3 protein-coding genes are annotated in these 12,958 nt (G+C 69.6%); all 3 read left to right on the forward strand.

The features are described from left to right. Positions 1 to 62: 62 nt before the first annotated feature. The 3 genes from Q5H93_RS01430 to Q5H93_RS01440 all read left to right on the forward strand — a co-directional run bounded on the left by Q5H93_RS01430 (position 63) and on the right by Q5H93_RS01440 (position 12,933). Positions 63 to 320 carry a hypothetical protein gene (locus Q5H93_RS01430; protein ID WP_305004689.1) on the forward strand — a complete coding sequence of 86 codons (258 nt, stop codon included), beginning with the start codon at positions 63 to 65 and terminating at the stop codon, positions 318 to 320. Between the two features lie 346 nt (positions 321 to 666). Then, a complete protein-coding gene (locus tag Q5H93_RS01435) occupies positions 667 to 7,281 on the forward strand; it encodes an NIDO-like domain-containing protein (RefSeq protein WP_305004690.1) in 6,615 nt (2,204 codons plus the stop codon). Positions 7,282 to 7,446: 165 nt separating this feature from the next. Then, complete coding sequence (locus Q5H93_RS01440) at positions 7,447 to 12,933, forward strand: M4 family metallopeptidase (protein WP_305004691.1); 5,487 nt, start codon at positions 7,447 to 7,449, stop codon at positions 12,931 to 12,933. The last annotated feature ends 25 nt before the right edge of the window (positions 12,934 to 12,958 follow it).

Consider the following 12,958-nt stretch of genomic DNA (forward strand, 5'->3'; position numbering starts at 1 on the left):
GCAAAGCCCGGTTGTCGCCTTGCGGCAGCCGGGCTTTGCATTGTTGGCGCTGTAATGTTGCGGTGGCTACCCCGGCCGACCGCTACCTGCGCCATACCCCCGGCCACCACGGCCTCGTCGCCGAAACCTACCTGACGCCGCGCTGGGCCCTGCGCGCTCCGGCCGCCTACAGCCTCACCCGCCGGCTCGAAGTGTATGAGCGCGACGATACGTCGCAGGTCGTCATCGACTTTGTGGGCCTCGGCGCCGACCTTACGCCCCGCGTCGAAAAAAACCTGACCTTTCGGGTGGGCCTGAGCTACCGCGTAGCCATGCCTTAGGCTGCCGTTGCCGCCTGCTTTTGCTGGAAAAGCCCCGCGGCCACCGGTAGCCCCGCTGCCGGCTGGCTCCGTCGTGCCCTGCCGCCAAGCCTAAAGCTCTGACTGCCTAAAACTGACACCAAGCGCCACTTTGAGAAGAAGCCGGGCTTATACGCAGGTCTTAAATAAAAGTTAGGAAAAATGAAATAAATGTGAAGTTTTCGGCGAATGACTTGCTTTTCTGTGAAATAATGCTCAACTAGCCCCAGTGTTACCACGCTGCGGTAGTCGAACCGGGCTTCTAGTATGACAATGGCAAGGCGGTAAGCACGGCATTTCTCACTCTTTACCCTTTCACATTAGTACCATGAGCGAAAACTTACTCAGGAGAAATACCATCCAAGGGCCTCCGGGCGGTGGTGTCTCTCTCCCATCCACCGGGCTGGCGCGCACAAGCCGCTGGCTGGTAACCGCCGCTGTAGCCTTGCTCGGCATTGGGCAGGCCCAGGCGCAGGTACGGCTCTACACCTTCGGGCAATCCAGCGGCACCTACACGCCCATCACGGGCGGCACGGTGGCGGCCGTGAACGTGGTTGCCGCCGCCGACCCCTACCCGGGTCCGACGGACGACGTGGTGACGGCGGCGGCCACGATACCGTTTTCGTTTACCTTCAATGGGGTAGCCTACACGGCGGTCCGCATCAGCAGCAACGGCTTCCTGACTTTCGGCACCACGGCCCCAACTACCACCAACTACCTGCCGATTTCCTCAACCGGCGGGTATGCCGGGGCCGCCTCGGCCCTGGGCAGCGACCTGGCTGGCAACCACGTAGCCGGCAACCTGGGCGAAATTCGCTACGAAACGGTAGGCAGCAGCCCTAACCGCACCTTCGTGGTGCAGTGGAGCAACTTTGCCCGAGTGGACCCCACTACCTTTTTGTACGCCAACGACATCATTAACTTTCAGGTTCGGCTGAATGAGACGAGCAACACGATTGACTTCGTGTATAATGCGGCTGCCGTGGCGGCCGGGCTCACCACCAACCCCCAGGTGGGCCTGCGCGGCTCCACCAATGCCGACTACAACAACCGCAACTCCACCACGTCGTGGGCCAGCACTGTCGCCGGCACTGCCAACACGGCCGGGGTGTTTCTAACGAGTACGGTAAAGCCGGCCAGCGGCCTGACCTTCACCTACACGCCACCGGTGCCATGTACGGCCCCGCCCACGGCCGGCACGGCCGTGGCCACGCTGCCCAACGGCTGCGGCACGGTGTCGTCCACGCTGTCGCTGACGGGTTCGGCCGGCGGCTCGGGCGTTACCTACCAGTGGCAGCGCTCGACGACCGGCATCGGTGGACCCTATACCAATGCGCCGGGTACCAGCACCAACTTTACATATAGCGCCACGGGTATCACGACCGATACCTACTACCAGGCGGTGGTAACTTGCTCGGGGCAGTCGGCTACGTCTACGCCGGCCCTGGTTAGCGTGTATGCCGCCACGCCCGCGCCCTATGCCACGCTGCCCTACACCGAAGGCTTCGAGAGCTGGACGGGCCGCTGCGGCAATCTGGAAGTGCCCGGCACCAACTGGCGGGCCACCCCCATCACGGGCAACAACTCGTGGCGGCGCAACGACCAGGGCTTCACCACGGCCGGCTGGTCGTATCTGGTGAATGACCCCGCCCCGTACCAGACGCCCGCCAGCCAGGGCAGCTATTCGGCCCGCTTCCACACCTTTGGCTCGAACTCGGGTACTCAGGGCAGCCTCAGCCTGTATGCCGACCTGAGTGCGGCCGGCACCAAAACGCTGACCTTTGACTACATCAACCCCACCCGCGACAATACCGTGGAGCGCCTCGAAGTGCTGCTGAGCACCGATGGCGGAGCCACTTTCCCCACCACCCTGCTCACGCTCACCACGTCGTCGTCGTTTAGCGGGCAGTCGGTTACCTTCCCGGCCTCGTCGGCCACCAGCGTTATTCGCTTCCGGGCCACTTCCGACTTCGGCAGCGACGACATCGGCATCGACAACCTGCGGCTGGAAGTGACCCCCGCCTGTCCGGGCGTGGCCTTTGCGCCCACCACGGCCATCACCAGCAGCTCGGCTACCATCAACTTTGCAGCGGTGGGCAGTGCCACCAGCTACACGGTGAACTACAGCCCCGGCGGCACTTCCCAAACGGTGGGCAACGCCAACCCCGTCACCCTGACCGGCCTGGCGCCCTACACCACCTACACCGTCACCGTGACCACCACCTGCGGGGGCGGCCCGGGCGGCACCTCTACCACCAGCTTCCGCACGGCCATCGGCAACGATGACTGCGCCGGGGCCGTGGCCCTGACGCCCGGTGCCGCCGGCGACCCCTGCACCGGCAGCACCTACACCACCACCGGCGCCACTGCCTCGTCGCTCGTGACGTCGCCCTGCACCGGTGAGGCCGACGATGACGTGTGGTTTTCCTTCGTGGCCACCGGCGCGCGCCACTCCGTCACGGTTACGCCCACGTTCAACTTCGATGCCGCGCTGGAGCTGCGCTCGGGCGCCAGCTGCCCCGGCGCCAGCCTGCTGTGCCAGAATGCCAGCGCCAGCGGCGGCCCCACGGGCACTGAAACCATGGTGGCCACGGGCCTCACCACGGGCACCCGCTACTACGTGCGCGTGTACAATGCCCTGACGGGCGCGGGCAGCGCCGACTTCGACATCTGCGTGACCACGCCCGCTGACCTGCCCTGCGAGGAAGTGACCAACCTGACTACTACCAACATCACGGCCACCTCGGCCACGGTCACCTTCGACCCCTCGGGCGGCGCCCTCAACTACTCGGTGACGGCCACGCCCACCACCGGCGCCGCCGTGAGCACCACGGCCGCCGGCAGCCCGGTGAGCCTGACCGGCCTCACGCCCGGCACCAGCTACACGGTGCGCGTCGAAACCACCTGCCTCAACGGCGGCGCCTCGACGGCAGCCGTCACTACCTTCGCAACGGTGGCCGCCGTGAGCAACGACAACTGCGCCACCGCCACCAGCCTGACGCCGGGCGCCGCGGGCGCCGCCTGCGCCTCGCCCACCCTGGGAACCACCGTGAACTCGACGGCCTCGGCCCCGGCCGCCTGCGCCGGCGACGCCGACGATGACGTGTGGTATTCCTTCGTGGCTACCAGCACCGGCCATACCATCACGGTGGTGGGCGCCACCGGCTTCGATGCCGTAGCAGAGCTGCGCTCGGGCTCCTGCGCCGCCGGCACCAGCGTCACCTGCCGCGACAATACCGGCGATGGCGGTACCGAAACCATTGTGGCTTCGGGCCTGACGGTGGGCAGCACTTACTATGTGCGGGTACACGACTACTTCACGGGCGTGTACGGTGGCTTCACCATCTGCGTGACCACGCCCGCCACGCCCCCGGCCGCCCCGGCCAACGACAACTGCGCCACGGCTACCGTGCTGACCCCCGGCGCCGCGGGCGCCGCCTGCGGCACTCCCACCAACGGCACCACCGTGAACGCCACGCCGTCGGGCCAGGCCGCCTGCACGGGCACGGCCGATGACGACGTGTGGTATTCCTTCGTGGCCACGGCTACCAGCCACGTGGTAACGGTAGTGGGTGGCGCCGACTTTGATGCCGTAGTGAACCTGCGCTCGGGCACCTGCGCCGCCAGCACCAGCGTGGTCTGCCGCGATAACACCGGCCTGGCCGGCACCGAAACCCTGACCGCCACCGGCCTGACGGTGGGCAGCACTTACTACGTGCGGGTGTATGACTACGACAGCGGCTTCAGCGACACCTTCACCATCTGCATCACCACGCCGGGCGCCGCCCCGGCCAACGACGAGTGCGCCGGCGCCGTCAGCCTGACGCCCGGCGCCGTGGGCGCGGCCTGCGCCACGCCCACCAGCGGCACCACGGTATCGGCTACGGCTTCGGGCCCGGCCGTGTGCTCGACGGGGGCTACGGCTGATGACGACGTGTGGTACTCCTTCGTGGCCACGGCCACCAGCCACGTGGTAACGGTAACCAGCACCCTCGACATGGTGGTAGACCTGCGTACGGGCACCTGCGCCGCCAGCACCAATGTGGCTTGCCGCGATGAACTCTTCAGCGGAGCGGAAGTATTGACAGCTACTGGCCTGACCGTGGGCAATACCTACTTCGTGCGGGTGTATGACTACGACGCCGGCAACTACGGCGCCTTCACCATCTGCGTGACCACGCCGGGCGCCGCCCCGGCCAACGACAACTGCGCGGGGGCTGTCAGCCTCACGCCCGGCGCGGCCGGCGCGGGCTGCGTGGCCGCTACCAGCGGCACCACGGTATCGGCCACGGCTTCGGGAGCGGCAACGGCCTGCGGCGGCACCCCCGATGACGACGTGTGGTACTCCTTCGTGGCCACGGCCACCAGCCACACCGTCACGGTGGCCGGCGGCACCGGCTTCGATGCCGTGGTGGACCTGCGCTCGGGCACCTGCGCCGCCAGCACCAACCTCGACTGCGCCGATAACACTTTCGGCGGGGACACTGAAAACCTGCTGGCCACTGGCCTGACGGTGGGCAGCACGTACTACGTGCGGGTGTACGATTGGTCTTCGGGCGCTAGCGGCACCTTCACCATCTGCGTAACCACCCCCGGCACGCCGCCCGCCAACGACAACTGCAGCGGCGCCACTGCCCTGACGGTGCAAGCCGGCAGCTGCACCACGCCCACCAGCGGCACCAACGTGGATGCTACCGACTCGGGTGTGGCCGACCCGGCTTGCTCCAGCTACCTCGGCGGCGACGTGTGGTATAGGTTCGTAGTGCCCGCCGGCGGGGCCGTAACGGTAGAAACCGGCCAGGGTAGCGGCACCAGCGTTTCCGATACCGGCCTGGCCCTCTACACCGGCACCTGTGCCAGCCTCACCGAAATTGCCTGCGACGACGATGCCGGCACCGGCGCATTCTCGCTCATCACGGCCACGGGCCTCACGCCCGGCGCCACGGTGTACGCCCGCGTATTTGCGTACGACAATGCCGAAATTGGCACCTTCACCATTTGCGTGAGCACGCCCGGCGACCTGATAGTGAGCACCGCGCAATCGGGCAGCGGCACCTACAACAACGTGACCGTGCAGAACGGTGGCGTGCTGAGCATGAACGGCAACCTGACCGTGACCGGCACCGTGACGGTGCAGAGCGGCGGCACCCTGAACACGAACTGCACCAACACCATCCTCGGCCCCGCCAACTTTGTGCTGGCAGCCGGCGGCACCCTGGAAGTGTGCAGCCCCATTGGGCTGGTAGCGGGCAGCACCACCGGCTTCCTGCGCACCACCGGCACCCGCAGCTTCTCCAACGACGCCAACTACGTGTACGACGGTACCCAGGCCCAGGTAACCGGCGCGGCCCTGCCCGCCCGCGTCCGCAACCTGACGGTAAACAACATCTTCGGCCTGACCTTGTCGCAGGCCCTGAGCGTGGCTCAGGTGGCCCGCCTGCAAAGCGGCAGCCTCGCCACCGGTGGCAACACCTTTACCCTGCTATCGGATGCCAGCGGCACCGCCCTGGTCGATAACAGCGGCGGCGGCAGCGTCACCGGCGCCGGCACCATGCAGCGCGCCATTACGGGCGGCGTGAGCGGCCCGGCGTATCGCCACTTCTCGGCCCCGGTGAGCAACACCACCGTGAACGACCTGAACACGACCGGCTTCGCCCCCGTGGTGAACCCGAACTACAACTCGGCCGCCGAGCCCAACAACGTGACGCCGTTTCCCACCGTGTTTGGCTACGACGAAAGCCGCATTGCCACGGTCACCTCGACCTACGGGGCCTTCGACAAGGGCTGGTTCTCGCCCGCCAACCTGGCAACGGCCATGACGCCCACCCGCGGCTACACCGTGAACGCGCCCGTCACCGCCACGCCCATCGACTTCGTGGGTACCTTCAACAACGCGGCCCAGGCCTCGGGCGCCCTTTCGCGCGGCACCGACCCGCAGGCTGGCTACCACCTGCTCGGTAACCCCTACCCGTCGCCCATCGACTGGAACACCGTCGGCGCCGCCCAGCGCCCCGGCGTGGATGCCACCATGTACGTGTACCAGAGCACGGGCCAGTACACCGGCAACTTCCGCACCTACACCAACGGCGTGGGCAGCGGCTCGCCGCTGATTGATGCCGGCTCGGGCTACTTTGTGCACGTGAGCGCCGCCGGCACCCCTGGCGCCGTGAACCTGACCAACGCCAACCGCATCACCACCTGGGGCCCGCAGCCGGCCTTCGGCCGTGGCACTGCCGACACCCGTCCGCAGCTGCAGCTGCAGGTAGCCGGCACCACCGGCCTCGCCGACCTGGCCTACGTCTACTTCGAGAACGGCGCCACGGCCGACGTGGATGCCGAGTACGACGGCGTGAAGCTGCCCAACACCACGGGCTTCAACCTGGCCTCGCTGGCTGGCGGCGAAGCGCTGGCCATCAACGGCCTGCCCAGCCTGGCCGGCACCCGCGAAACCGTGGTGCCGCTCACGCTGGCCACGCCGGCGGCCGGCACCTACACCTTCACGGTGGCGGGCCTGACCAACTTCGGCACCACCACGGTGTACCTGCGCGACAACCTCACCGGCGCGCAGCAGCAGCTGACGGCCGGCGGCACCTACCGCTTCGCGCTGAGCACGGCCATGGCGGCGCAGCGGCGCTTCGCGCTGGCCTTCCGCCCGGCCGGCGCGCTGGCTACGGCCCCGGCTTTCGAGGCCGGGCTGGTGAGCGTGTATCCGAACCCGGCGCACGGCAAGTTCACGGTGCAGCTGCCGCCGGTGGCGGGCCAGCGCGAGGTGAAAGCCTCCCTGCTGAACGTGCTGGGCCAGACCGTGACCACCCGCACCATCGCCCTGACGGCGGCCGGCGCCTCGGCCGAGTTCGAGACGGCGGCCCTGGCCAAGGGCGTGTACATGCTGCGCCTCACGGCCGGCGCGCACACCGTCACGCAGCGCGTGGTGGTGGAATAAGCCTTCAGGTTTAGGTTTGTGAAGAGGCCCGGTGCAGTCGCACCGGGCCTCTTTTTGTTTGGCGCAGGCCGAACGACGCTCATTGCCGTCGCCAATAACCTCGCAGGGAACCAATACTTTTGTAAACTGCCTTTGAGGCTACCCATCCCGCCTTCCCTTTGCCTGATGATGACACCCCTTACTTCCTGGCTCAACCATAAGCTCGCCTTACTGACAGTGCTGTTGCTGGCCGCCGGCCCCGCGCTGGCCCAGGCGCCGCCCGCCGCCCGCCCCGCCCCCTCGCGGGCCGCCGCCGAGCTAGCCGAAGACGGCACCCCGTTCCTCATTCGGTTGCCGGCCGCCAGCCAGCCGCCGGCGGGCGAGCGGCAGCGCGTGCTGCGGGAGCAGCTGGCGCTGGGCGCGGGCGAGGAGCTGCGCCTGCTGCGCCACGAAACCGACCCGCTGGGCTTCTCGCACGAGCGGTTTCAGCAATACTATAAGGGGGTGAAGGTGGAGCACGGGCAATTCAGCACGCACGAGCGCAACGGGCGCATTGAGCTGCTGAGCGGAGAGCTGAAGCGCCCGGCCGCGGGCCTGCGCGTGCGGCCGGCGCTGAGCGAGGCGGTGGCCCTGCAGCGGGCGCTGGCCATCGTGGGCGCCCGCCGCTACAAGTGGCAGGATGCCGCCGAGGAAGCCGGCCTGCGCGCCCGCACCGGCAACCCCCGCGCCAGCTACCAGCCCAAGGGCGAGTTGGTGCTGGTGGGCGACTTCCGCCAGCCGGCCGCCGGCCGCGCCCTGCGCCTGGCCTGGAAGTTCGACGTGTACGCCCAGGCGCCCATTAGCCGCGACCTGCTGTACGTGGACGCCGCCAGCGGCGAGCTGCTGCTGCGCGATGCCATCATCAAGCACCTCGATGCGCCGGGCACGCTGGCTACGAAGTACCTGGGCACCCGCACCAGCACTACGGAGGCCTTTGCCGGCGGCTACCGGCTGCGCGAAACCACGCGCGGCAAGGGCGTGACCACCCTCAACGCCAAGCGCAGCACCAACCTGGCGGCGGCCGTGGATTTTGTGGACCAGGACAACAACTGGACGGCCGCTGAATACGACAACGCGGCCATGGACAACGTGGCCTTCGACGCGCACATCGGGGCGCAGGCCACGCAGGACTACTGGGTGACGCAGCACGGCCGCGACTCGTATGACGACAAGGGGACGGTGCTGTTGAGCTACGTGCACTACGACGCCAACCTGGCCAACGCCATGTGGGACGGCGCCGAGATGCTCTACGGCGACGGCGGCGGCATCTTCCGGCCGCTGACGGCCGTCGACATCTGCGGGCACGAGATTGGGCACGCCGTGTGCGGCGCCACGGCCGGGCTGATTTACAGCAACGAGTCGGGCGCGCTGAACGAGGGCTTCTCCGACATCTGGGGGGCCTGCGTGGAGCACCACCTCGACCCCACGAAGCAGACCTGGAAAATTGGCGAGGACATCAGCTTTGGCGGCGGGGCCTTGCGCACCATGAGCAACCCCAACGCCGAAAGCAACCCCGATACCTACCTCGGCACGCACTGGTACACCGGCCCCGGCGACAACGGCGGGGTGCACCACAACTCGGGCGTGCTCAACTTCTGGTTTTACCTGCTGAGCCAGGGCGGCAGCGGCAGCAACGACTTTGGCACCGCCTACGCCGTGCCGGGCATCGGCATTACGAAGGCGGCGCATGTGGCTTACCGCGCCGAGCGGCTGTACCTCGGGCCCTCGTCGAACTACGCGGCGGCGAGCAAGGCCACGCTGCAGGCGGCGCTCGATTTGTTCGGCTTCGGCTCGGGGGAGGTGGCGGCGGTGGCGCAGGCCTGGCGGGCGGTGGGCCTGGGGCAAGCGGCGCCCACCATCGGCGGGCTGGCGCCGGGTAGCGGGGCGGTGGGCACGGTGGTGCTCATCACGGGTACCAACCTGAGCAGCGCCACCCAGGTGACCTTTAATGGCGTGCCGGCGGCGGCGGGCACGTTGGTGTCGGCCACGCAGCTGAGCGTGGTGGTGCAGGCCGGCGCCACCACTGGGCCGGTGACCGTGACTACGCCTGGCGGCGCGGCCAGCAGCCCCGGCGTGTTCACGGTGACGGGCACCGGGCCGGCGCCCACCATCAGCAGCTACGCCCCGGCGGCGGGGCAGCGCACCGGGGCCACGGTGGTCATCACGGGCACCAACCTGGCGGCCACCAGCGCCGTGACCATCGGCGGGGTGGGGGCCAGCTTCGTCATCAACAGCCCTACCCAGCTCACCCTGACCGTGCCGGCCACGGCCCCCGGCGGGCCCTTGCGCGTGCTCACGCCGGGCGGCGCGGCGGCGGCGCCGTTTGCGGTGCTGCCGTACCTGAGCGGCTTCGCCCCGGCCAGCGGGGCCGTGGGTGCGGTGGTGACCTTGGCGGGCACCAGCCTGGCGAACGTGCTAAGCGTGAAGTTTGGCGCGCAGTACGCTACGTTTACCAACAACACGGCCACCAGCCTGACGGCCACGGTGCCGGTGGGCGCCGTGACGGCGCCCATCACGGTGCGGACGGCCGTGGCGACGGCTACCAGCCTGACGGATTTCGTGGTGAACCCCTCGCTCACCATCAGCAGCTTTGCGCCGGCGGGCGGAGCGGTGGGCGCCCGCGTGACGGTGCGCGGCGCGGGCTTCACGGGGGCCACGGCATTCACGTTCAACGGCGTGGCGGCGGCCTTTACGGTGGCCAGCGACACCGAAATCTGGGCTACGGTGCCGGCCGGGGCCAGCACCGGGCGCCTGCGCGTGACGGCCCCGCTGGGCCCGGGCACCAGCGGCAGCGACTTCGTGGTGTTTGTGCCGGGCGCGCCGCTCATCAGCAGCTTTGTGCCGGCCTACGGCACCGTGGGGCGCGTGGTGACGCTGACGGGCAGCAACTTCACGGGTAGCACCGAGGTGCGCTTCAATGGCGTGCCGGCGGTTTCCTTTAGCGTGGCCTCGGGCAGCAGCCTCACGGCCACGGTGCCGGCGGGCGCCAGCACCGGGCCCATCAGCGTGCGCAACGCGGCGGGCACGGGGCAGAGCCTGACCGACTTCCGGGTGGTGCCGGTGCCGCCCAACGACCTGTGCACGGCCCCCAACCTGCCGGTGCTGGCCTGCGGCGTACCCCTCGACGGCAGCACGCTCGGGGCCTCGCGCACCGGCGACCCCAGCGGCACCTGCACCGAGAGCATCGACGCGGCGGGCGGCGTGTTTTACCGCTTCGTGGGCACCGGCAACCAGGTCAGCATCAACACCTGCGGCACGGGGCCGAAGTACGACGGCAAGCTGTTCGTGTTTACGGGCACCTGCGGCAGCTACCAGTGCGTGGGCGGCGACGACGACGGCTGCGGCGGCTTCAGCACGGGCGCGGTGGTCACCTTTGCTTCGACGGCGGGCACGAACTACCTGGTGTACGTGGCCGGCTGGAGCGACAAGGAGGGCGACTTCACCATTGAGGCGGTGTGCACGGTGCCGCCGGTCATCCTGAGCTTCGCGCCGGGCAGCGGACCGGTGGGCACGGCCGTGACCCTGCGCGGGCAGGGCCTCGCGGGCACTACCGAAGTCACCTTCAACGGCACGGTGGCCCCGGCCTTCACCGTCACGTCCGACTCGACGCTGACCGTGACCGTGCCCGCCGGCGCCAGCACCGGCCTCGTGCGCCTGAGCACCCCGGTGGGCGCGGCCGTGAGCAGCACGCCTTATACAGTGACGGCCCCCGACCTGACGGTGAGCACGCCGCTGCAATTGCCGGGCGGCACGTTTAACCACGTGACCATCCTGAGCGGCGGCAACCTCGACCTGCGCGCCCCCCTGGTGGTGGAGGGCGTGCTGCGCGTGGCCGATGGCGGACGGCTAAGCCTGGGCTGCCAGCCCATCACCGGCCCCGGCAGCTTCGTGGTCGAAGCCGGCGGCGGCATCATTGGCATCTGCGACGCGGCGGGCCTCACCATGGCCGGCAACGCCGGGGCCGTGCGCGTGGCAGGCCTGCGCACCTATAGCGACGACGCCACCTACCACTACGTCACCGATGGCGTGGCCGACCAGGTCACCGGCCCCGGTTTGCCGGCGCGGGTGCGCCAGCTCATCACCGGCTCCGACGGGCCGCGCATCCTGCTCAGCCAGCCGCTGGCCGTGCGGCAGGTGCTGCGCCTCGCCTCCGACCTGCACACCAACGGCCACGCCCTGACCCTGCTCTCCGACTCGGCCGGCACGGCCCTGGTGGTGAACACCGGCGGCGTGCTGCAGGGCGCGGCCACCGTGCAGCGCTGGATAAGACCCAGCGCCAACGCCGGCCCGGGCTACCGCCACTACGCCTCGCCCGTGGGGGGCGCCACCGTGGCCAGCCTTGCCACGCCGGGCTTTGTGCCGGTGGTGAATGCGGCGTATAACGCGGCGACGGTGCCGGGCCTCATCACGCCCTTCCCCACGGTGTTTGGCTACGACGAAAGCCGCCTCGCCACCTCGCCCGCCACTAGCCTGTCGGCCTTTGATAAGGGCTGGACCTCGCCCGCTGCGGTGGGGGAGGGGCTGACCGTCGGGCGCGGCTACACCGTGCACCTCGCGCCCCCGGCCAAGGTGGCCCTCACCGGCCCGCTGCACAACGGCGACTACACCCTTACGCTGCCACGCAGCGCCGGGCCGCTGGCCGCCGAGGCGGGCTGGCACCTGCTGGGCAACCCCTACCCGGCGCCCCTCGACTGGAGCCTGGTGGCCCCGGCCGACCGCGCCGGGCTCGACGCCAGCATCTACGTCTTCGAGAGCAGCGGGCCCTACACGGGCACCTTCCGCAGCTACCTCAACGGCATCGGCGGCGGCTCGCCGCTGGTGGCCTCGGGGCAGGGCTTCTGGGTGCGGGTGAGCGCGGGGCAACCTGCCGCCAGCCTCACCTTCCGCAACAGCCAGCGCCGTACCACCTTCGCCGACCAGGCTACGTTCCGCCGCCCGGCGGCCGACCTGCGGCCGCAGCTGCACCTGACGGTGCGCGGCGCGGGCACCCATGACGACACCTTCCTCTACGCCGAGGCCGGGGCCACCCTGGCCGCCGAGCCGGCCTTCGATGCCACCAAGCTGCCCAACCCCAGCGGCCTCAACCTGGCCTCGCTGGCCGGCGGGCAGGCGCTGGCTATTCAGGGCCTGCCGCTGGCGCTGGGGGCCGAAACGGTGATTCCGCTGACGCTGGCCGTGCCGGCGGCGGGCAGCTACACCTTCGAGGTGGCGGGGCTGGCCAACTTCGGCGCCACGCGGGTGTACCTGCGCGATGCCGCCACCGGCGCGCAGCAGCTGCTGACGCCCGGCGCCACCTACGCCTGCACCGTGCCCCTGGCGGGGGCGGGCCGCGCCCGCTTTGCGCTGGTGCTGGCCCCGGCGGGCGCGCTGGCCACGGCGGTAAGCCCGGCGGCCGGGGCGGGGCAGGTGTTCCCCAACCCCAGCACGGGCCGCTTCACGGTGCGGCGGCCAGCGGCGGCCGCGGCGGGCCCCCTGCGGGCCGAGCTGCTCAATGGGCTGGGGCAGGTGGTGCTGACGGCCACCATCGACGGTCCGGCGGCCGAGCTCGACGCCCGGCCGCTGGCCCGGGGCGTGTACGTGCTGCGCCTGACGGGCGAGGCGGGCACCCACACGCTGCGCGTGGTGCTGGAGTAGCGCCCCCCGGCCGCGAACTCCCTTG

The organism is Hymenobacter aranciens, from assembly GCF_030580865.1.
Lineage (GTDB): Bacteria > Bacteroidota > Bacteroidia > Cytophagales > Hymenobacteraceae > Hymenobacter > Hymenobacter aranciens.

Excerpts from the sequence above, each read along its gene's own strand:
- Q5H93_RS01435 (WP_305004690.1), top strand. The coding sequence starts at position 667 with ATGAGCGAAAACTTACTCAGGAGAAATACCATCCAAGGGCCTCCGGGC.
- Q5H93_RS01440 (WP_305004691.1), top strand. The coding sequence starts at position 7,447 with ATGATGACACCCCTTACTTCCTGGCTCAACCATAAGCTCGCCTTACTG.